Source organism: Microbacterium sp. A20 (assembly GCF_004794515.1).
Taxonomy (GTDB): domain Bacteria; phylum Actinomycetota; class Actinomycetes; order Actinomycetales; family Microbacteriaceae; genus Microbacterium.
In genome coordinates this window covers 1-21,895 of the sequence record NZ_SSDF01000043.1, presented here as the reverse complement: position 1 = coordinate 21,895, position 21,895 = coordinate 1, and the positions used below count along the sequence as shown (strand labels likewise).

The 21,895-nt window shown below is 68.4% G+C and carries 15 protein-coding genes and 3 tRNA genes; 12 read left to right on the top strand and 6 right to left on the bottom strand.

Annotated features, from left to right (window positions below; genetic code table 11):
• Positions 1-64 precede the first annotated feature (64 nt).
• Entirely contained in the window at positions 65-9,040 is an 8,976-nt protein-coding gene (locus tag DW298_RS02705) for a DUF5979 domain-containing protein (RefSeq protein ID WP_136040970.1), read from the top strand.
• Between the two features lie 115 nt (positions 9,041-9,155).
• Here DW298_RS02705 and DW298_RS02700 read toward each other — a convergent pair.
• The 3 genes from DW298_RS02700 to DW298_RS02690 form a co-directional block, all read right to left on the bottom strand.
• Positions 9,156-9,228 (bottom strand) — tRNA-Phe (locus DW298_RS02700).
• Between the two features lie 69 nt (positions 9,229-9,297).
• Positions 9,298-9,371: transfer RNA gene (locus DW298_RS02695), tRNA-Asp, on the bottom strand.
• A 29-nt stretch (positions 9,372-9,400) separates the two neighbouring features.
• Positions 9,401-9,473, bottom strand: a tRNA-Glu gene (locus tag DW298_RS02690).
• A gap of 210 nt (positions 9,474-9,683) precedes the next feature.
• Between DW298_RS02690 and DW298_RS02685 the strand changes: the two genes are divergently transcribed.
• The gene (locus tag DW298_RS02685) at positions 9,684-11,051 is read left to right on the top strand and encodes a M23 family metallopeptidase (protein WP_136040969.1); all 1,368 of its coding nucleotides are present in this window, start codon (positions 9,684-9,686) and stop codon (positions 11,049-11,051) included.
• 84 nt (positions 11,052-11,135) lie between these two features.
• On the opposite strand, the gene DW298_RS02680 is transcribed toward DW298_RS02685, so the two are convergent.
• Both DW298_RS02680 and DW298_RS02675 read right to left on the bottom strand, forming a co-directional pair.
• Positions 11,136-11,627 (bottom strand): inorganic diphosphatase, encoded by a 492-nt coding sequence (locus tag DW298_RS02680; RefSeq protein WP_136040968.1) that lies wholly within the window; start codon positions 11,625-11,627, stop codon positions 11,136-11,138.
• 45 nt (positions 11,628-11,672) lie between these two features.
• Complete coding sequence (locus tag DW298_RS02675) at positions 11,673-12,314, bottom strand: TMEM175 family protein (protein WP_136040967.1); 642 nt, start codon at positions 12,312-12,314, stop codon at positions 11,673-11,675.
• A 78-nt stretch (positions 12,315-12,392) separates the two neighbouring features.
• Here DW298_RS02675 and tilS point away from each other — a divergent pair, with 78 nt between their 5' ends.
• Positions 12,393-13,394, top strand: coding sequence for a tRNA lysidine(34) synthetase TilS (gene tilS / locus DW298_RS02670; RefSeq protein ID WP_136040966.1), 1,002 nt, complete (start codon positions 12,393-12,395; stop codon positions 13,392-13,394).
• Positions 13,395-13,447: 53 nt separating this feature from the next.
• On the opposite strand, the gene DW298_RS02665 is transcribed toward tilS, so the two are convergent.
• Positions 13,448-14,050 carry a DUF937 domain-containing protein gene (locus DW298_RS02665; protein WP_136040965.1) on the bottom strand — a complete coding sequence of 201 codons (603 nt, stop codon included), beginning with the start codon at positions 14,048-14,050 and terminating at the stop codon, positions 13,448-13,450.
• Between the two features lie 124 nt (positions 14,051-14,174).
• Here DW298_RS02665 and hpt point away from each other — a divergent pair, with 124 nt between their 5' ends.
• The 9 genes from hpt to DW298_RS02620 all read left to right on the top strand — a co-directional run.
• Positions 14,175-14,726 carry a hypoxanthine phosphoribosyltransferase gene (gene hpt / locus DW298_RS02660; protein WP_029262844.1) on the top strand — a complete coding sequence of 184 codons (552 nt, stop codon included), beginning with the start codon at positions 14,175-14,177 and terminating at the stop codon, positions 14,724-14,726.
• Positions 14,727-14,797: 71 nt separating this feature from the next.
• Entirely contained in the window at positions 14,798-16,798 is a 2,001-nt protein-coding gene (gene ftsH / locus DW298_RS02655) for an ATP-dependent zinc metalloprotease FtsH (protein ID WP_136040964.1), read from the top strand.
• A gap of 1 nt (position 16,799) precedes the next feature.
• The gene (gene folE / locus DW298_RS02650) at positions 16,800-17,405 is read left to right on the top strand and encodes a GTP cyclohydrolase I (RefSeq protein ID WP_136040963.1); all 606 of its coding nucleotides are present in this window, start codon (positions 16,800-16,802) and stop codon (positions 17,403-17,405) included.
• On the top strand, positions 17,405-18,214 hold the full coding sequence (folP, locus tag DW298_RS02645; protein ID WP_136040962.1) for a dihydropteroate synthase: 810 nt from the start codon (positions 17,405-17,407) through the stop codon (positions 18,212-18,214). The genes folE and folP overlap by 1 nt, the downstream gene beginning before the upstream one ends.
• Before the next feature lie 44 nt (positions 18,215-18,258).
• Complete coding sequence (gene folB, locus DW298_RS02640; RefSeq protein ID WP_136040961.1) at positions 18,259-18,654, top strand: dihydroneopterin aldolase; 396 nt, start codon at positions 18,259-18,261, stop codon at positions 18,652-18,654.
• The gene (folK, locus tag DW298_RS02635) at positions 18,651-19,190 is read left to right on the top strand and encodes a 2-amino-4-hydroxy-6-hydroxymethyldihydropteridine diphosphokinase (RefSeq protein ID WP_136040960.1); all 540 of its coding nucleotides are present in this window, start codon (positions 18,651-18,653) and stop codon (positions 19,188-19,190) included. Before folB ends, folK begins: the two co-directional genes overlap by 4 nt.
• Positions 19,187-19,669, top strand: coding sequence for a DUF3180 domain-containing protein (locus DW298_RS02630; protein ID WP_136040959.1), 483 nt, complete (start codon positions 19,187-19,189; stop codon positions 19,667-19,669). The genes folK and DW298_RS02630 overlap by 4 nt, the downstream gene beginning before the upstream one ends.
• Positions 19,620-20,201, top strand: a complete 582-nt coding sequence (locus DW298_RS02625; RefSeq protein WP_136040958.1) for a PH domain-containing protein — start codon at positions 19,620-19,622, stop codon at positions 20,199-20,201. The genes DW298_RS02630 and DW298_RS02625 overlap by 50 nt, the downstream gene beginning before the upstream one ends.
• Positions 20,198-21,895 (top strand): PH domain-containing protein (locus DW298_RS02620; protein ID WP_136040957.1); only part of this gene is annotated, 1,698 nt, incomplete at its 3' end. The genes DW298_RS02625 and DW298_RS02620, both read left to right, overlap by 4 nt.

The following is a 21,895-nucleotide window of genomic DNA, read 5'->3' as shown; positions in this document are numbered from 1 at the left end:
CCTGGAACCTCGAGCGATATGCCCATATGCTGACCGCATCTCGGGCATGCTCAGGGGGGTCGCCATGGAACGGCAACGACGACGGTTCTTCGCGGGGTTCACCGTGGCCGCTCTGGCCGCTGCCTCGATACTCGCGGGCGCGGCGCCTGCGGCGTTCGCCGTCGCTGCGTTCTCGATGCAGAAGACAGCCGTCGAAACAGGACCGTTCGGTCCCGGTGATCCGGTGACCTACCAGATCACGGTCAACTGCTCCTCCACGAACGACCCGGGCTGTTTCAACACCGAGCTGAGCGACGATCTCCCGGAACCGCTCATCTTCAATCCCGCATTCCCGAATCCGGTCTCGGTGCAGATCAATCCGCCCGCGGGACAGCCGACCGGTGAGTACGACCTCCAGGTCGACGCTGCCGGCGGCAGTTTCACCGTCGCCCCCGGGCTCGACCCGGCGGCCGATCCTGTGGTGTGGCCGGCTGGATACAGCATGACGGTCACGGTCAACGCCCAGGTCGACCCCGCCGCCGACGGCACGTGGGACGGTGCGACCGTGACCAACACGGCTACCGCCACCGGTGACAACGCACCGACCACTCCCGCATCGGCCGACATCGTCCTCGACGTCGAGACGACGCTGGTCCCGAGCATCGCCAAAGCAGTCTCGCCTGCCAGCACCCTGCCGGCGCTCCCGGGTCAGCCTGTCGATTGGACGGTCACTCCCGGCAACGCCTCGAACCAGAACGTCGACACGATCATCGTGCAGGATCCGGTGACGCCGCCCGGACCGTTCGGCGGCTATCTCGACGTGACGGGATACGACATCACGGCTCCTCCGGGAACGACGGACACCGTCACCGAGTACTTCGTCGATGGCGCATGGACGACGACCGAACCCGTCCCCATCTCGCAGGCCCAGGGCATTCGCGTGACCTTCACCGGCACGTTCGCCCCGGGCGCGACCGGCGAGGTCGTGACCCACACCGTGACGAACGACACCGTGACCACGATCCCCGACGGGACCGACGTGGTGGTGACGAACGACGCGTCTTCCGCGGTCGAGCGCGGCGACGACGCAAGCGATCCCGTGACCGCCGACGCCGCCATCACGATCGCGCAGCGGTTGCCGGACGTGGCGATCGAGAAGTCCTTCGACGACAACACCCTGGTGAGCGGTCAGAGCACGACGGCAGACGTCACCGCGACCGTGGGCGCGCAGGACGTGCAGACGCTCACGATCACGGAGCCCTCTGCGGGCAGCGCGACGTTCTCCGAGCAGGGCCTGTCCTTCGACGGCTTCGGCGACGGTGTCGCCTGGCCCGTGGCAGCGACCGCGGCGGAGATCACATACAGCTACAGCGACTGCCCGGCCAGCACGGACTCGACGACGACCGCCGACACCCTCCCCGCACCGGATGACGGCTGCACCGTCGAGGGATTCACCGTCGTCTATTCGGCCGACGCCGACGGCATCGTGTCCGGCGCGTATGCGACCATCCCGATCGAGGTGACGGCGCTGCCGACCGACGACGCCGTCACCGCCACCAACGTCGTCGATACGGCCGTGGAGAACACCGGTGGGCAGACCGGCACGGATGACGCGGAGGCGCCGTTCTCCATCGCCCCGCTGACCCTCGACACCTCGGTGACGAAGTCGATCGCGCCCGACACGATCTGGGGGGCGCCCGGGACGGACGCCGACGTGACGCTGACCGGCAACGTCACCCCCGACTCGACGACGGGGTCGGAGAGACTCGTGATCTCCGATCCCCCCTTCCCCCAGGTGGAGACGGAGTTCTGGAATGCGTTCACCGCCACCGAGATCTCGAACACCGACATCCCCGAGTGCACCACTCTCACGGTGCGGTACTGGCAGAAGACCGATGGGCCATGGACCGATTTCCCCGGAGCCACCGAGGTCCCGGGGCCGGAGTCGCTGTGGTCCTACCAGATCCCGAGCGATCTGCAGGACGATGTCGGCGGAATCCAATTCGAATACCTCCCGATGGACGCGGAAGGGTGCCCTGCACTCCTGCCGCCGGGCTTCACCGTCGCCGCGCATGTCGGAGTGGAGCTCACCGACCCGGTCGACGAGGAGACCACGTTCGACAACGCGGCGCAATCTCTCGTGGACAACCCGGACGCCGGTGGCGAGAAGACCGACACCGCGACCGACGACATCGATGTGCTGCCGATCGACGGCGGCGGGCCCGGCCCGGACTTCCTCGACAAGCAGTGGCTGGAGGACGACGTCCCCGCGCTGTCGGCGGAAGAACGGACGGTGCGCCTGCTGTGGTCGACCGACGGGCTCGAGCTGACCTCGATGACGTTGACCGATGTCTCCGAGACTCAGGATCCCGCGGACACGGCGGCGTCTGTGTACGACGCGTGGGATCTCGTCGGCATCGATCCGATCACGACGGCCACCGATCCGCTGATCGCCGATGACGTGATCTCCGAAGTGTCGCTGTACCTCGAGGGCGACGGATGGACGGACATCACCGCCGATGCCTGCGCTGGCGGGTGCGACGGTGGATTCGGCGGCTATCGCCTCACGGACGAGCAGAGCGTCGACGCCCTCGCCGTGCGCATCGTGATCGCCGAGGGCGCCGACGGCACCGGGGTGGGCTCTTCCTATGACCGGCGGCCGCTCGACCTCGACTTCCGCGTGCGGGACACGCTGCGCAGCGAACCGGGACAGCCTGTGCTCGGCAACTTCCACCCGTACGCGTACAACACCGGCCAGCCCGGCCTGGTCGACAACACCGCCAGTGCGCACGGCGTCAACGACGACACCGGAGTGGACAGCACGGACACGGCGGACGACACGATCCTGATCGTCGACCAGCCGATCAACGCCACCCTCACCAAGACCTTCGATCAGGATCAGCTCGGACTCCCCGCGGTCGACCCCGCCGTGGATCCCGGCGACTATCCGCTCATCAGTGCGACGCTGGTCGCGACCAACATCTCGGCCGCCCGGGTCTCGGGCATGGTGATCGACGATCCCACAGCGGGTCAGCCCCTCACAGACACCGCTTTCGACACACTCGACCTGCACGACATCGATTCCATCGAACTTCCGGCAGGCATCTCCGAGGAGGAGACCGTCGTCACGCTGTCCCGCGGCGGTGCGACCACCGGATACACCTACGCCGAAGCCCTGGCGCTCGCCCCCGCAGCCCTCGCCGACGTCACCGGCATCTCGGTCGCCTTCCGTTCCTCCGACGGGACGCCGTCGATCCCGACGGGCGCCGTGGGACGCGTGACACTCACCTGGCAGCTGCGCGACGCCCTGCGCTCCGACCCCGGACAGCCGGTGACCGTGACTCCCGCCGGCGAGTCGATCGCCAACGACGCCCACGTGCAGCTGGAGAGCCCCGTCCTCGACGACTGCGCTGAGAACCAGTGCGGGACCGGTATCGCCGACGCCGTCGATGAGTTCGCCATCGTCGACGCCAGCTACGCCATCGAGACCACGAAGTCCATCACTCCGTCGTCGGTCTACGAAGACGAGTCCGCGACCTACGTCACCGAACTCGGCGGGCGCCCGGACGGCACCGCGAGGACGACATCCTTCACGCTGACCGACACCACGCCCACGTTCTGGAACGCGATGGATTTCGTCGCCGCGGAGATCGACGTGCCGGCCCCCGTCAACGAGGTCGCGATGGATGTCCTGATCGATGACGACGACGGCAGTGACATCGAGTACGCAGACGCCGCCGGCACACTCGTCGCCACCTGCAACGGGGTGCCCCTCGCGGGCGACTCCGACTGCTGGCGCGCCGGCGACTGGGTGTCCGCGCCGTCGCCCTCGAGCGTGACGCTGGATCCGCCGGCGTCGGTGGACGAGGAGACGATCGTGGGCGTGCGGTTCCGCGCCAGGCAGGTCGACGCCGACGGTGTCGTGCAGCAGTGGGAGCGGCCGTTCAACCCGCAGCTCGTCTTCGAGGTGACCACGGATCGCCGTGAGTTCCTGCGCAGCGATCCCGCTGTCCTCGTCGGGACCACCCGTCCCGACCTGCAGCCCAACCCGGGTGAGACCGAACTCGGTGTGATCAGCGACGACGTGCAGTCCGAGAGCACCGCCCAGTTCGGCCCTGACCAGACCTTCACACAGACCGGCGAGGCCGCCGACTCCACGATCGTGCTGCACCGACCGAACGAGGTCGAGGTCACGAAGACGCGCGGCGCCTCGTCTCTCATCAGCGCCTCCGGAACCATCCCGTATCGGATCACGGTCACCAACACCGGCGAATGGGACATGACCGGTTTCGAGATCACGGATCAGGTGGAGACGGATGACGAGGGCTCCCTCCTCGTCGAGCCCGCACCGCCGGCCTACGTCTTCACCCTGAGCGGGTCGGGTGCTCCTTCCGATGACCCGGGGTTCGCGGCGGACCTCGATGAGAGCACCGGTGTGCTCACCATCACCGCTCCCGACGACTTCGTCTTCGAGGCAGGGTGGACCCTGACGGTCGACGCGCCGCTGCTCTTCCGCTCCGACGTCACGCCGGACACCACGGTCGGCAACGAGGTCACGGTGGCCTCGGACCGACTGTTCGAGACCTGCGCGGGCACCACCGTGGTGGACGGAACCGACCTCACACCCAAGGCCCCCGAGTCGGGCGTCGAAACCTGTTCGGCCGACACCGAGATCACGCCGCTGGCCAGCGCGACGATCGCCGCCAAGAAATACGTCAAGGGCGCGCTCGCCGGCGATCCGGCCACCTCCGACGACGACCTCGGCGTGCTGAACGTCGACGGAGACGCCGCAGCGTGCGACCCGAGCACCCCCGGCGTCGTCGACGACGGCTTCTACTCCTACCCGTGCGCCCCGGTGACGCGGCCGGGTGGCGAGGCGACGTGGCGAATCGACTTCACCAACAGCGGCAACACCAGTGCCAGGGTGGTGGCTGCCGTCGACACGCTGCCGACGGTGGGGGACCAGGGCGTGATCGTGCCGTCGGGACGGGGGTCGCAATTCGACGTGACGCTCTCGGGCTCCCTCGCAGCCAACTTCGCGGAGCTTCAGGACAGCGAATACGCGACGTACGGCATCTATCTCTCCCCCGTCCAGCTGAGCCAGTCGTGCAACGACAATGCGATCAAGGTGTTCACGGAGGACGCCGCGCCTGATCCCGCATGCGACTTCGACTGGCAGCTGGCCGACAGCACCACTGCCCCGTCGGTGCTCGCCGCCGCACGCAGCATGCTCTTGATGCTCGAGTACGCCAATCCGGACGCCCTCTCCCCGGCGCCGGGTCTCCGGCCCAACGAGACCCTGCGCTTCACGTACGAGACCCAGACGCCGTTCGTCCTTCCCGCGGCCTCGGCCGTGCCCTCGGGGCTTCCCGTCGCCTACAACTCCTTCGCGACCGCGACCCGCTCGAACGCGACCGTGACCCAGCCCGAGCGTCCGTCCCTCGTGGTCGAGCCTCAGAAGGTGGGTGTGGCAGCTGCGACAGGGCAACTGCTCCTGTCGAAAGACGTCACCGCTCCCGATTACTCCGCCGACATCCAGTTGCCCGACAGCTACCCGCTTCTGGTCAGCTGCACTTCGGGTGGCGAGGACGTGACGCTGTTGCGCGCGGACGGGAGTGACGCGAGCCGGCCGTCGGTCGACGCCGACGGCACCGTGCTCGAGTACAACAGCGTCACGGGCCCGGTGAACCTTCCGCTGTTCTCCACCTGCACGGTGGTGGAAGATCCCGTCATCCCGGGCGTTACGGTGGAGATCGACCCCGTCGACGGCGTGACCGCGGATCGCGACTGGAGCGAGGAGCCCTCGGTCTGGAACGCGTACACCGGTGACCCCGAACAGGCATCCATCCTGATCTCCAACGAATTCGCCGCGGGCGGCTTCGAGGTGACGAAGGTCGTCGACAACGGCGGGGCGGAGACCGCGGACGGTGAGCCGATCGTCTACGACCGCAGCTATGCGTTCGAGGCCAGTTGCGCGTACCTCGGTCAAGAGGCGATCCCGGAAGCCGACCGTTCCTTCACTCTTCAAGATGGCGACACGAAGGTGTTCTCGGGCCTGCCTGCGGGCGCCGAGTGCACGGTCGCCGAGACCGACGCGGACGGTGCGGAGGAGACGAACATCGTCGTGACCGAAGACGGCATCGCGGGCGACCCGACCGCCGGAACCGAAGCCTCCTTCGCGATCCTGCCGTACGAGGACGGCTCGACCACGGCGCTGACGCTTCTCACGGTGGAGAACACGTTCGCGACCGGCGCCGTGGAAGTCACCAAGTTCGTCGCCGGCTCCGGGGCGGATCTCTGGGGCGACGGTCCCTTCACCGTCGAGATGACGTGCACGCTCGACGGTGCCAGCCCCGACCCGGTGTTCGAGGATTCTGCGACGCTCACTCGAGATGACCCGACGTGGCTGGTCGACGACCTGCCCACCGGCGCGGAGTGCATCGTGACCGAGACGGCCGATGGCGGCGCGAACTCCTCCAGCGGCACGGTGACGGTCGTCGTCGGCGATGACCCCACGGCGCCGGTGGCAGCCGATGTGACGAACACTTTCACGATCGGCGCACTCGAGGTGCGGAAGGCGCTCGAGGGAGACCCGGCGGCGAGCCTGGCGCCGGCGCTCGAGACCGACTACGAGGTCAGTCTCTCGTGCACGCGCGAGATCGATGGGCAGACCGTCCCCGTGGCGGTGCCCGGCGGCGCGACGCGCACGATCACCGGCGCCGGCACGGCTCTTTACGGCGGGCTTCCCACGGGAGCATCGTGCACGGTCACGGAGACGGATGCGGGACACGCGACCGGAGTCACGATCAGCCCCGACCAACCCGTCACGATCGGCGAGGGGACGACGCCCGTCGAGGTGACGGTGACGAACGAGTTCGCGAACGGCGCGCTGTCCGTCGTGAAGGCGATCGACGCGCCGGATGGGTTCCCCGTGCCCACGTCCTTCACCGCAACGGTGTCGTGCACCTGGTTCGGTGCCGATGTGCCCCTGGCGGACGACGGTGTCGTGACGATCACCCCCGGCGGCCCGCCCGCGGTCGTCTCCGGGATTCCCGTCGGATCGGTCTGCACCGTCGAGGAGGAAGACGCCGGCCAGACCGGGACGACCGTCGATCCCGCGTCGATCACGATCGAGGATGCCGACCAGACCTTCCTCCTGGAGATCGAGAACACCTACGAGTGGGCCGCGCTCGAAGTCGGCAAGGTGGTCGAATCGGACAGCCCGTTCACGCCCACCGACTTCGAGTTCGACGTCGTCTGCACCTTCCAGGGCGAGACCGTGGTCGATGAGACCTTCCTGCTCGACGGCGGTGAGACCGAGACGATCGCTCCCATCCCCGCGCGATCGGAGTGCACGGTCACCGAGACGGATGATCGTGGAGCGGACGACACGGTCACCGAGGCCGAGGTCATCGGAGCGGACGGCGCGCTGGCGCCCCAGGTCGACCAGGCGACGCGCACGGTGGTGATCCCCGAACTGCAGCCGGGCACCGACACGGTCGTGAACACGGTGACCTACACCAACCTCTACGACGCGACCGCCCTCCTTCTGGTGAAGGAGTTCGAAGGCGGCGGCGCCGAACAGTTCGGCATCGACGAGACCTTCACGTTCACGGTCACCTGCCGGTTCGAAGGCGAGGTGGTGCTGTCGGCGCAGGTCGAGCTGAACGCCGAGAACGGGTGGTCCTCGCCGATCACCGACGTCGTCGCCGGATCCGAGTGCACGGTCGTCGAGGACGACCTGAACGGTGCGGATGCCGTCGTGATCGAGCCGAACGATGGGCAGGACACCGCGACCGGCATCGGGATCGTCCCTGCCGACGGTGGACTGGTCACGGTGACCGCCACGAACTGGTACCTCACCGGCTCGCTGGAGGTGACGAAGTCGTTCGCGGGCGATGGAGCCGAGAAGTTCGGCACCGCGGCCTACGAGTTGCGGCTGATCTGCGTCAGGGACGGCGAGGTGGTCGACCTCGAGGGTGGCGGCGTGCGCGTGGTCAGCGCCGACACCCCGACCGCGCTGTGGGAGACCCTGCCCTCGGGATCCGAATGCCGTCTGAGCGAAGTGGACGACGGGGGCGCGAGCACGACCGAGATCCTCGACGCCGATGGAGACGTCGTCGCCGGGGACGGAGAGGCCTACACGTTCACGGTGGAGACCGACCCGGAAACTCTGAGCGTCGATGACCAGCCGCAGCCGGGGCTGGGGGTGCGCAACACGTTCGACTTCGCTCAGGTGTCCGTGACCAAGGCCGTCGATGACGGTGGCGCCGTGGACCAGGACGGCGATCCGATCACCTATGGACCGTTCGAGGTGACGCTCTCGTGCCTGTGGAACCAGGAACGGGTGGAGGCGCTCGAACCCATGACGCAGTCGATCGCCGACGGCGAGACGGTCACCTGGACGGAGCTGCCCGAGGGCGCCGAGTGCACCGTGACGGAGACGGATACGGCGGGCGCGGAGTCCACCACCATGGTCGTGACCGAGGGCGGCACGGAGGCCGAGGCCTCAGCGGGGACCACGACCGCGCTCGCACCGCTGCCCGACACGAGCGCGCCCGACCAGAGTTCCGTGACGATCACGAACTCGTACGGCGCGGGCGACCTGCGCATCTCGAAGATCGTCGACGGCACGGGGGCCTCCGCGGTGACGCGCACGTTCCCTGTCGAGGTGGTCTGCCTTCTCGTGGACCCGTCGCATCCCGACCCCGGCCTCGTCGTCCACGATGCGGCGTACGAGATCGGAGGTCCGGACGGGCTCACGGTCGAGATCGACGATCTGCCTGCCGGGAGCTCGTGCACGGTCAGCGAAACCGATCAGGGAGACGCGACCAGGACGACGATGACCGTCGACGGGCAGGAGCAGCCGGGTGCGGCGGGCACTGTCACGATCAGCGCGGGATCGGTCGGAATCGTCTTCACGAACACGTTCGTCGCACCGCTTCCCACCACCGGCGCGGATCCGGGGGCGATCGGGCTCACGCTGCTCCTGGGCCTCGGCATCCTCGGCGGCGGTGCGCTGCTGGTGGTCGCGGCCAGAAGGCGTCGTCTCATGCGATGAGGTCTGGTGGCCCGGGGGAGCAGCGGAGAATCCCGCTCTCTCCCGGGCAAAGCAAAACCCCCGCCATGTAGAAGCTAGGCGAGGGTTTCTGGGCTGATTGTAATGATCAGCCTTGTGGCTCCGACCGGCATCGATCCGGTGACCTTTCGATTTTCAGTCGAACGCTCTACCAACTGAGCTACAGAGCCGCGCGACCGGCGAACCTGTCGCGTCCTAGACGAAGAGCCCTCTCCGAAGAAAGAGCTCATCGCACGGAGCGACCCTGACGGGACTTGAACCCGCGACCTCCGCCGTGACAGGGCGGCACGCTAACCAACTGCGCTACAGGGCCATACTTGTTTTCAATTGTATCGGAAGGTGTGACCCCAACGGGATTCGAACCCGTGCTACCGCCGTGAAAGGGCGGCGTCCTAGGCCGCTAAACGATGGGGCCGAGTCAGTCCCGGGGGACTTCCTTGCCGACGCTCAAGCATAAGGGATGTTTCGGGCAAATCGCGAATCGAGGGCGCGGCGGCTTCCCCCGGGCGTGTTTCGGGGGGACGATGGACCTGTCCGGCGTGCGTCGTCGACCGTGCGGTCGACCTGGTGCTGATGTGAAGGTTGTTGTTAGTGTGGCATTTGTGAAACCGGCGGAAGGGGCCGTGTGAACGACGACCAGAACACTCTGGACGCTGCGGTCGCCGCGGCTTCAGACGATTGCGGCTGCGCGCCCAGCCCGACCGAACGCCGTGCGTTCAGCAAAGACGGCCTCAGCCGCCGTGGTGCACTCGGTCTCGGCGTGCTCAGCGTCGTGGCACTCAGTGCCTTCGGCATCTCCAACGGGGTCTCTGCCGCCTATGCCGCTTCGTATCCGAGCTGGGACGACGTGCAGCGCGCGAAGAGCAGCGAAGCCGCCAAGGCCGCCGAGGTCACCCGCATCGAGGGGCTCATCCAGTCGCTGACCCAGAAGGTCGCCGAGACGCAGGCGGTGGCGAAGGCCACTGCCGACGAGTTCTACGAGGCGCAGCAGAAGTACTTCGCTGCGGCCACCGAGGCCGATTCGCTTCAGGCCAAGGCCGACGAGCAGTCGGCGAAGGCGGACGAGTCCGCGAAGAAGGCCGGTCAGGTCGCCGCGCAGCTCTACCGCAACGGCGGTGACGACACCTCCCTCGAGCTGCTCTTCACCGGTTCTGCCGACAACGCCGACGAGTTGCTCGCTCGGCTCGGCACGATGGACAAGCTCTTCGAGTACAACCAGTCGGTGTACGACGATGCGGTCGCCGCCCGGAACTCCGCGCAGTCGATGAGCGACCAGGCAGTGGTCGCCCGCGACGAGCGCGATCGGCTGCAGAAGATCGCCGAAGAGAAGATGGTCGTGGCGCAGCAGGCCGCCGACGCCGCTCAGGCCGCGCTCGACGAGCAGTCCGCGAATCTCGCCACGATGCAGGCTCAGCTCGCGGCGCTCAAGGACGCGACGGCGAAGACGGTCGAGGCATACAAGGTCGGCGTCGCCATCGAGGAGAAGAAGCGCAAGGAGCGCGAGGCCCGCGAGGCCGCAGCGGCCGCCGCCGGAAACGGTGGCGGTGGCGGTGGCGGCGGTGGATCCCAGGGCAGCGGCGGGTGGTGCCGTCCGCACGGTGGGGGCAAGAGCTCGGGCTACGGTCCCCGCTCGCAGCAGTGCGGTCCGCAGGGCTGCTCCTCGAGCTTCCACTACGGCACCGACTTCGCGAACGGCTGCGGAGCCGCGATCTACGCCGCACAGTCCGGCACCGTCGATTACGCGGGCTACAACGGCGGCTACGGCAACTACATCCGCATCCAGCACGGCGGCGGGATCGGCACCGGCTATGCGCACATCCGCAACGGCGGCATCGTGGTGAGGTCCGGCCAGTGGGTCCGCTCCGGTCAGGTCATCGCGTACGCGGGCAACACGGGTCGCTCGTTCGGCTGCCACCTGCACTTCGAGGTCTACCAGAACGGCAACGCCGTCAACCCGGTGCAGTTCCTCGCCCGGCGAGGTGTCTCCGCCTGATCTCAGGCTCACCTCCTCTGACGAAAAGACCCCCGGACCGCTTCTGCGGGACCGGGGGTCTTTCGTGTCTGGCGATGCAGCGGGTCAGTGACCCTGTTCGCCGAAGCGGACGATCGCCTCGTCGAGGATGCGCTGCGCCTCGGCGGCGTTACCCCACTCGTCGACCTTGACCCACTTGTTGGGCTCGAGGTCCTTGTAGTGCTCGAAGAAGTGCTCGATCTCCTTCTTCGTGTAGTCGGCCACGTCGTCGATGTCCTGGATGTGCGCCCAGCGCGGGTCCTTCGACAGGACGGCGACGAGCTTGTCGTCTCCGCCGGCCTCGTCGCTCATCTTGAGCACGGCCACGGGACGGACCTCGACGACGACGCCCGGGTAGATGGCGTGGTCGAGCAGCACGAGCACGTCGAGCGGGTCGCCGTCCTCGCCGAGCGTGTTGTCGAAGTAGCCGTAGTCGGCCGGGTAGCCGAAGGTCGTGTAGAGCACGCGGTCGAGGTGCACTCGTCCGGTCTCGTGGTCGACCTCGTACTTCACGCGGCTGCCGCGCGGGATCTCGATGACGGCGTCGTGTGCGCCCATGCGTGTGCTCCTCAGGAAAAGTTCGGTTGGATGCCGCGGACTAGCCTACCCGCGGCTCGCTCGGCGCTTTCGGAAGAGGCGATTCAGCAGGCGGCTCATCGGGTCGCTCAGCAGCAGCAGGAACAGTCCCGCGTATCCGTTCGGTGAAGCCGCGACGGCGATCGCGAGCGCCGCGGCGAACAGGATGATCGCGGCGATGTCGCCGATCGCCCCCAGGCGGATGGTCTCGTTGGACACGGTGCCGAGCTCGGGGTGGCGTGCCAGGTAGAGCCATCCGGCGAGGGTCGTCACCTGCGTCATGATCAGCGTGCCGATGTACACCACCGCCTGCAACGGGTCGGTGTCCATCTGCCCGATCATCGCGGTCGGAACCGGCAGCCACACGATCGTCGCCATCCACGCGACGTTGATCCACAGCAGGGGACCGGTGACGAATTCCACGTCGCGGTACTGGCGGTGGTGCCCCATCCAGAACGTCGCGATCAGGAGGAAGCTCAGCCCGAAGCTCAGCAGCTGACCGGAGTGCTCGTGCAAGAACTCGGCCGTGCTCATATGGCCGGATGCGCCTTCGGACACCGACTCCATCAAGGGGAGTATGAGCAGCGTCATGGCGATCGCCACCACGGCGTCGACGAACGCCTTGAAGCGCTCGGTGCGGAACGGCCGCGTGCGCGGGATATCGGTCACGGCGTCAGGATAGACCTGCCGTCGTGCCGGCCGCACGGGGCGCGGGCGCGGATCCGGAGCGTGCCCTAGCGTGGAACCGTGCCATCACTCTCTCCCGCCATCGCCGAGATCCGCCTGGCCGTGCGCACAGCGCTCGCCGACCTGCCCGAGGGGTCGACCGTGATCGTCGCCCTCTCCGGGGGCGCCGACTCGCTGGCTCTCGCCGCCGCCACGGTGTTCGAGGCACGGGGCCGCGGGATCCGGGTGCTCAGCCTGACGGTCGATCACGACCTGCAGGAGGGGTCGTCCCTCATCGCCGGCGCGGCGGCGGTCGCGGCAGAGGGCATCGGAGTCGACGGCGCGCTGCAGACCCGCGTCGAGGTCGACGGGTCATCCGGCGCAGGCATCGAGGCCGCCGCTCGCGATGCCCGCTACGCGGCGCTCGCCGGTATCGCGCGTGCGGAAGGAGCGGCCGCCGTGCTGCTCGGACATACTCTCGATGATCAGGCGGAGACCGTGCTCCTGGGACTCGCGCGCGGCTCGGGTGCCACGAGCCTGCAGGGAATGGCACCCTCGCGCGAGGACGACGACGGGCTCCGCTGGGTCCGTCCGCTGCTCGGCGTCCGTCGCGAGACCACACGGGCGTTCTGCGCGGCATCCGATCTCGAGGTGTGGGACGACCCCCACAATCTCGACGAGCGTTTCGCCAGGGTTCGGGTGCGCGAGCGCGTGCTCCCCGTGCTCGAGGCTGAGCTCGGTCCCGGCATCGCGACGGCGCTCGCCCGAACCGCGGAGCAGCTGCGGGAAGACGCCGAGGCCTTCGACGAGATGATCCACGAGACGATCGAGGACATCGTCGAGCACGCGGAGGCGGGCATCTCGGTGAGCGTCGCGGCGCTCGCCGCCAACCCCGCGGCACTGCGCAACCGCATCATCCGCCTCGTCGTCGACAGCGAGTTCGGGGTGAGCCTCACGAGGACGCAGACCGTCGAGGTCGCGCGGCTGGCCACCGATTGGCGCGGTCAGGGGCCGATCGATCTGCCCGGGTGCTCGGCTGTGCGCCAGGGCGGACGCATCGTCTTCACCGCATCCGGCCGCTGAAGACCCTCCGCCGCAGCGCCTTCGCCTCGCGACCGGATGCGTCGGGCGACGTCTTACTTCTTGCCGCCGAAGAGGCCGCCCAGGATGCCGCCGAGGTCGATGCCCCCGCCCGAGCCACCGCTGTTGCCGCCGCCGAGGATCCCGCCGATCACGTCGCCGATTCCGCCTCCGCCCGCTGAGCCGCCACTGTTGCCGCCGCCGAGGATCCCGCCGATGACGTCGCCGATGCCGCCCGAGCTCTCGGCTCCGGCATCCGCCTTCGCCGTCTTGTCCTTCGTCGCGTTCGCGATGAGGCCCATCACGATCGGGGCGAGGATCGGGAGGAGTTTGCCGAAGTCGATGCCGGGAGTCGCCTTCGACTCGGTGAGCTCCTTCGTGACCTCCGTCTTCTTGGAGCCGAGGATGTGCGAGACGATCTTGTCGCCGTCGGCCTGATCGATGTCGTCGACCTTCGAAGCGCCGGCCCTGCCCTCGTGCTTCTTCAGCGCGTTCTGGATGGCTGCGGAGCCTTCGTCGGTCTCCGCATTCTTCGCGAGTCCGCCCAGCAGCACGGCGCCGCCCTGCTCGACAGCGACCTTCGCCTCGTCTCGCGAGACCCCCAGCTTCTCGGCGATGTCGTCGATCGGAACCTGCGTGAGGATGTCGTCAAGAGCCATGGTGAATCCTTCCGTCCGGGGCGTCCGCCCACATCACCGCTCACAGTAGTGCGGATGCGGTGGGGATGGGGAGATCAGGAGAACCTTGACCGGAGCACAGGGTTCCGTCACCTAAAATCGATCCATGCGCGCCGCGGAGATCCAGGACGACCTTGCTCAGATCCTCGTCACAGAGGAGGAGATCCTCGCCAAGCTCGATGAGCTGGCGACGCAGGTCGCCCAGGACTACGAGGGCAAGGACCTCGTGCTCGTCGGCGTCCTCAAGGGGGCCGTCATGGTCATGGCCGACTTCGCGCGGGCCCTGCCGTTCCACGCCCCGATGGACTGGATGGCGGTGTCGAGCTACGGCGCCAGCACCAAGTCGAGCGGTGTCGTGCAGATCCGCAAAGACCTCGACACCGATCTCAACGGCAAGCACGTCCTGATCGTCGAGGACATCATCGACTCGGGTCTGACCCTCAGCTGGCTGCTGGAGAACTTCGGATCGCGTGGCGCCGAGTCGATCGAGGTGCTCGCTCTCCTGCGCAAGCCCGAGGCCGCGAAGGTCCACATCGACTGCAAGTACGTCGGCTTCGACATCCCCACCGACTTCGTGGTCGGATACGGCCTCGACTACGACGAGCGCTACCGCAACCTGCGCGACGTCGCAGTGCTCGCCCCGCACGTCTACTCCTGACGCGCGGCACGCTACGCCGTGGGTGAACGTACAGCGACCCCCTAGGGCGCGCGCGATACGCTGATCCGATCATGGATGTGAAGAAGCTCACCCGGAATCCGCTGATCTACGTCGCGCTGATCGGCCTGCTGCTGTTCGGCGGCTTCCTGCTGATCTCGAATCTGGGTGCGCCCAAGCAGATCACGACGCAGGAGGGACTCAAGCTCCTCTCCGGCACCACGGTCACCGAGGTCGTCAACACCGACGGTGACCAGCGCGTCGACATGACCCTCTCCAAGGCGTTCGAGGGCTCCGAGAACGTGCAGTTCTACTACGTCGATGCCCGCGCCGACGAGGTCATCACCGCGATCAACGAGGCAGCTCCCAAGGACGGCTTCAACGACGCCGTGCCGCGTGCGACCTGGTTCGACGGCTTCCTCTCGCTCCTCCTCCCGCTCGTGCTGCTGGGCCTGCTGTTCTGGTGGCTGCTGTCGTCCATGCAGGGCGGTGGCGGCAAGGTCATGCAGTTCGGCAAGTCGAAGGCCAAGCTCGTCAACAAGGAGACGCCGACCGTCACCTTCGCCGACGTCGCCGGTGCCGACGAGGCCATCGAAGAGCTCCACGAGATCAAGGAGTTCCTGCAGGACCCCGCCAAGTTCCAGGCCATCGGCGCCCGCATCCCGAAGGGCGTGCTGCTGTACGGCCCTCCCGGAACCGGCAAGACGCTCCTCGCCCGCGCCGTCGCCGGTGAGGCAGGAGCCCCGTTCTACTCGATCTCCGGATCGGACTTCGTCGAGATGTTCGTCGGTGTCGGCGCCTCTCGTGTGCGCGACCTCTTCGGTCAGGCCAAGGAGAACGCCCCGGCCATCATCTTCATCGACGAGATCGACGCCGTCGGCCGCCACCGCGGCGCCGGCATGGGCGGCGGAAACGACGAGCGCGAGCAGACCCTCAACCAGATGCTGGTCGAGATGGACGGCTTCGACCCGAACGCGAACGTCATCGTGATCGCCGCGACGAACCGCCCCGACATCCTCGACCCGGCACTGCTGCGCCCCGGCCGCTTCGACCGCCAGATCGGCGTCGACGCTCCCGACCTCAAGGGCCGTCAGAAGATCCTCGAAGTGCACAGCAAGGGCAAGCCGCTCTCGAAGAACGTCGACCTCGAGGTCGTCGCCCGCAAGACCCCCGGCTTCACCGGCGCCGACCTGGCCAACGTGCTCAACGAGGCAGCTCTCCTCACCGCCCGCTCGAACGCGCAGCTGGTCGACAACCGTGCCCTCGACGAGGCCATCGATCGCGTGATCGCCGGACCGCAGCGTCGCACCCGCGTGATGCGCGACAAGGAGAAGCTGATCACGGCGTACCACGAGGGTGGACACGCACTCGCAGCGGCGGCGATGAACTACACCGACCCGGTCACCAAGATCACGATCCTGCCCCGCGGCAAGGCCCTCGGCTACACGATGGTGCTGCCGCTGGACGACAAGTACTCGGTCACCCGCAACGAGCTGCAGGACCAGCTGACCTACGCCATGGGCGGACGCGTCGCGGAGGAGATCATCTTCCACGACCCGACCACCGGTGCCTCGAACGACATCGAGAAGGCGACCTCGATCGCCCGCAAGATGGTGCTCGAGTACGGCATGACCACGCAGGTCGGTCCGGTCAAGCTCGGCAGTGAGGGCGGTGAGCCCTTCGCCGGTCGCGACATGGGTCGTGGCCGCGAGTACTCCGAGCGGGTCGCCGAGCGGGTGGATGCCGAAGTGCGCGCGCTCATCGAGCAGGCGCACAACGAGGCCTACGAGGTCATCAGCGCGAACCGCGACATCCTCGACAAGCTCGCGCTGGCGCTCCTCGAGGAGGAGACCCTCGACCACAACCAGATCGCCGAGATCTTCACCGAGGTGAAGAAGCTTCCGGAGCGTCCGCTGTGGCTCTCGAGTGAAGACCGTCCGGTGTCGGAGCGACCCCCGATCGAGGTGCCCAAGAAGGACGTCTCGCTCGCGGCATCCGTCGAAGCCCCCGCCACCACGCCGCGTGCGCAGCAGGGTTCGGCGGGAGCCGGGAACCCGCGACCCGCGACGGCGTGACGTGACCGTCGACAGGCACCGTGTCGAGCGACTCACCCGCGAGCTGCTCGAGGCCATCGGCGAAGATCCTGATCGACCGGGGCTGAAGCAGACGCCGTCGCGCATGGCCGAGCTGTACTCCGAGTTCTTCGCGGGCGTCGGGGAGGATGCCGCCGAGGCGCTCGCACGCACCATCAGCGTCTCCCGCGGACCCGCACCCGACACCCTGCCCTCGGGGGCCGTGCTGCTGCGCGACATCCGCTTCCGTTCGGTCTGCGAACACCACCTACTGCCCTTCGCAGGGCACGCCCACATCGCGTACCTCCCGGGTGAGCAGGTCGTCGGTCTCGGTGCGCTCGTGCGCGTGGTCGAGATCCTCGCCGCCCGTCCGCAGGTGCAGGAGCGCCTCGGCGAGCAGATCGCCGACACGATCGCGGAGCACCTCGACACCCGGGGAGTGCTCGTCGTGCTCGACGCTTCGCACGGCTGCGTCACGATGCGCGGCGGACGCCAGAGCGAAGCGTCGACGCTCACGATCGCGGCGCGCGGGGAGTACACGGATCCCGTCGCCAGGACGGAGCTGATCACGCTGATCGGCGCGTCGGCGGGGTCCGGAGCAGCGCGCTGATGACCAGCATCTGGGGCATCGTCAACGTCACGCCCGACTCCTTCAGCGACGGTGGCCGTTACCTCGACGTCGATCGGGCGGTCGCCCACGGCATGCGGTTGCGGGCCGAAGGCGCTGCGGTGCTCGACGTCGGCGGCGAGTCGACCAGGCCCGGCGCCGAACGCGTGGGTGCCGACATCGAACAGCAGCGCGTGATCCCGGTGATCGAGCAGCTGGCGTCGGCGGGCGTGCCCGTCAGCATCGACACGCTCAACGCGGCGACCGCCGCCGCAGCTGTGCGGGCCGGCGCGCGGATCGTGAACGACGTCTCCGGAGGGCTCGCGGATCCCGAGATGCGGGCGGCCGTCGCGGAGTCCGGCGCCGACTATGCGATCGGGCACTGGCGCGGATTCTCCGCCGACATGTATGCGAAGGCCGAGTACCGTCGCGTCGCGCGCGAGGTGGCGGGGGAGCTGCAGGAGCGCATGGGCGAGGCCGCGGCATCCGGGATCGCGCCGTCTCGGCTGATTCTCGACCCGGGTATCGGATTCGCGAAAGCCGGCGCGCAGAACTGGGACGTGCTGCGGGGACTCGACGAGATCGTCGCCCTGGGGCCTCGCGTGCTCATCGGCACCTCACGCAAGCGCTTCCTGGCGGAGGCACTTCGTCGGGAAGCCGGCGCGGACGACGAGGTCTCCGAGTCACGCCGCGATCTCGCGACGGCCGTCACCAGCGCCCTGGCGGCCCGCGCCGGAGTGTGGGCCGTGCGCGTGCACGACGTCGCCGGCACCCGCGACGCGCTCGCGATCGCGCACGCCTGGGCCGGCTGAACTCCCGCCCAGCCGATGTGGTGGGTCCCCCGTACGCTAGAGGCATGGATTTCCTCGATGAGATCGTCCTCTCCGGTCTGACCGTCTTCGGCCGCCACGGCGTCTACACGCACGAGCGGGAAGAGGGCCAGGACTTCACGATCGACCTTCGCCTGCGCCTGTCGCTGGATCAGGCGGCGGCCTCCGACGACGTGACCGACACCGTGCACTACGGCGAGCTCGCCGAGAAGGTGGCGGCCGTCGTCGCGGGCGCGCCGGTGAACCTGATCGAGACGCTCGCGGAGCGCATCGCCTCGGTGGCTCTCGAGGACGAGCGGGTGCAGAACGTGACGGTGACCGTGCACAAGCCGCACGCGCCGATCCCGCTGAACTTCGCCGATGTGGCGGTCACCGTGAATCGCAGCCGCCCGCCGCAGGCGCTCGAGGACATCACGATATGAGCCGCGACCTCGCGAAGGCGCCGAAGGTGCCCGGTGCCCGCCCGGCGCGCCCGGAGACCGTCGCCGTCGTCGCCCTCGGCGCGAATCTCGGCGATCGGCAAGAGACGATCCGCGCGGCGGCGCAGCGGATCGCACGCCTGCCGTTGGTGAGCGACGTGCGTCTGTCCGAACTGTTCGAGACCGTCGCCCTCCGCCTCGACGGACCGGATCCGGAGGCACCGGGGTACGTGAACGCGGTCGCACTGGTCACCACGCGTCTCGCCCCGGAGATCCTCCTCGGGATGCTGCATGCCATCGAAGACGAGAACGGTCGGGAGCGCCGGGAGCGGTGGGGCGATCGCACGCTCGACCTCGACCTCATCGCTTACGGAGACGTCGTCTCGGACGAACCGCGTCTGCAGCTGCCGCACCCGCGCGCCGCCGAGCGGCTGTTCGTGCTCGACCCGTGGCTCGACGTCGACCCGGATGCGGAGCTTCTCGGACGAGGGCGGGTGGCCGACCTCGCGGCCGAGCTGCGCAGCCAGGGCGAAGGATGAGGCGCACCTCTGCAGGGCTCCTGCTCCTCCTCGCCCTGCTCGCGGCCGGCGGCGGCTTCCTGCTGGATCATCTGCTGACAGCGGCGGGGCGCGTCACCTTCACGCCTTCGCTGCTCCTCCCGGTGCTGCTCGTGCTGATCGCGGCCGCCTCACTGGGCGTCGCCTGGCCGGTGCGGCGCAGTGTGCGCTCGGGCGTGCGCATCGACCCGTTCCGCGCACTGAGAGCGGCGACGCTCGCCCGCGCGTCCAGCCTGCTCGGCGCCATCATGGCGGGTTTCGGGGCGGGACTGCTGGCATTCCTCCTCTCACGGCCCGTCGATCCACAGGTAGGGTCGACTGTGGCCATGCTGGCCCTCATCGGCAGCGCGATCGTCCTCACGATCGCCGCGCTCGTCGCCGAACAGTTCTGCACCCTGCCGAAGGATCCTGATGACTCAGAACCCAGAGACCGCGCCCCTGAACCCGGCGGAGGGCACTGACCTCGCCGCCCTCGACCAGGGCACGTACTCCGAGCTGCGGACGGCTCGGAACGAGGCCCGGCTCGAGCTCGACGGCGCGTGGCACCAGATCTCGCCGCGCTACGTGGTCTCGCAGATCGTGCAGAACGTGATCTTCATCGTGATCGTCGCCGCCGCGGCGCTCGTGCTCAGCCTGGTGCTGGACCAGCAGTGGGTGTGGATCCCCGCCGGCATCATCCTCCTCATCACGGTGATCGCGCTCATCATCCTTCCGCGGCAGGCGAAGGCGATCGGCTACATGCTGCGCGCGGACGACATCGTGTTCCGCAAGGGGATCCTGTGGCAGCGCATGATCGCGGTGCCCTACGGCCGCATGCAGCTGGTGGACATCACCCAGGGCCCGCTCGACCGCGGCTTCGGCATCGCACAGCTCAAGATGGTGACGGCCGCCGCGACCACCGGTGTGCAGATCCCCGGTCTCACGCAGGAGGCGGCGGAGGCGCTGCGCGACACCCTCATCCACGTCGCCGAGACCCGCCGGACCGGCCTGTGAGCGAGCCGCAGCTCCCGCCGTCTCCGCCCGCGCAGGCGGGCGGCGACCCGTCGACGACCCTCGCCAACGGCGAGTGGCACCGCATGCACCCCCTCACCCCGCTCTTCAAGGGCGGACTGGCGTTGATCATCATCGCGGGCATCGTGATCGCGAACATGCGCGATCGCCTCATCGGGTGGGCTGTCGACCTCTTCGCGCCGGATGAGGTGAACTACGGCGACTACTCCGGCGGGGACCCCGTCGACTGGGTCCTCTCCAACAACCTGATCCTCGTCGCGCTGCTGAGCGTGCTGGGACTGGTGATCGTGCTCGTGCTGATCTTCTGGTTCGTCTGGCGATTCCAGCAGTTCCGGATCACGGGCGACCACGTCGAGGTTCGCAAGGGCATCATCTTCCGCTCGCACCGCCGGGCTCCGCTCGATCGGGTGCAGGGCGTCAACCTCACCCGACCGTTCCCGGCGCGCATCATCGGACTCGCGAAGCTGGAGGTCGTCGGAGCCGGAAACGATGCGAACGTCGAACTCGAGTACCTCGCGACGTCGCGCGCCGAGTCCGTGCGTGCAGACATCCTTCGCCTCGCCTCGGGTGCCAGGGCGGCGCGCAACGCCGCGCTGAACCCCGGATCGGCGGGTGCGCCTGCGACGGCCGCGCCGGCATCCGCACGCGCGCAGCTGGTCGGATCCGTGAACGCCGGTGTCAACGACCTCCTCGCGGGCGTCGACCTCGCCGACGTCGTCCCCGAGAGCGTCGTCAAGATCCCGACCGGTCGACTCGTGGGATCGCAGTTGATCTCGGGCCTGTTGTGGTTCGTGTTCTTCGGCGCGATCTTCGCGATCGCGTTCGGCAGTGCGCTGATCGGGTTGCTGATCGACGGCGATACCGACGGCGGAGTCGTGCTTCTCGGCCTGGGTCTGGGCATGGGCGTGCCGATCGTGATCGCGGTGGTCGGCATCACCTGGGCGCAGATCTCGAAGTCGCTCCGCTACTCGATCGCCCCCACCCCCGATGGTGTGCGCATCACCTACGGACTCCTCACCACCGTGACCGAGACGCTCCCGCCGGGGCGCATCTTCGCCGTCGAGGTGACGCAGTCGCTGCTGTGGCGCCCGTTCGGCTGGTGGACGATCAAGATCAACCGGATGAGCGGCAAGAGCGCGGCTCAGCAGTCCTCCGGCAGTGGGCAGCAGTTCAACGTGGTGCTGCCGGTCGGCAAGCGCGCCGATGTCGAGCGCGTGCTCGCGCTGGTGCTGCCCGATGTGCCCGTCGAGAGCATCCCCTCGCTCTGGGAGCACGGTGTCGTCGGACCGGTCGAAGGCGACGCGTATCGCTCGATGCCGCGGCGTGCGTGGTGGCGGCGTCCGTTCTCATGGAAGCGTCACGGATACCTGGTGGAGGAGTTCGGCCTCGTGCTGCGTCGGGGGATCGTCTGGCGCAAGCTCGCCGTGTTCCCGCTCGCGCGCCTGCAGGGCGTCTCGCTCAGCCAGGGGCCGATCGATCGGATGCAGCGGGTCTCCGGCGCGCAGGTGCACACTGTTCCGGGCCCCATCACGGGGTACCTCTCGGGTCTTGAGCGCGCCGATGCACTGGCGCTGCTCGACGACGTCAGCCGCGCAGCCGCCGAGGCCGCGTCGCGCGACACCACCCACAGGTGGAGCGAGCGGGCGGCCGCCGCGCCGGACGTCCAGCCCGTGGGG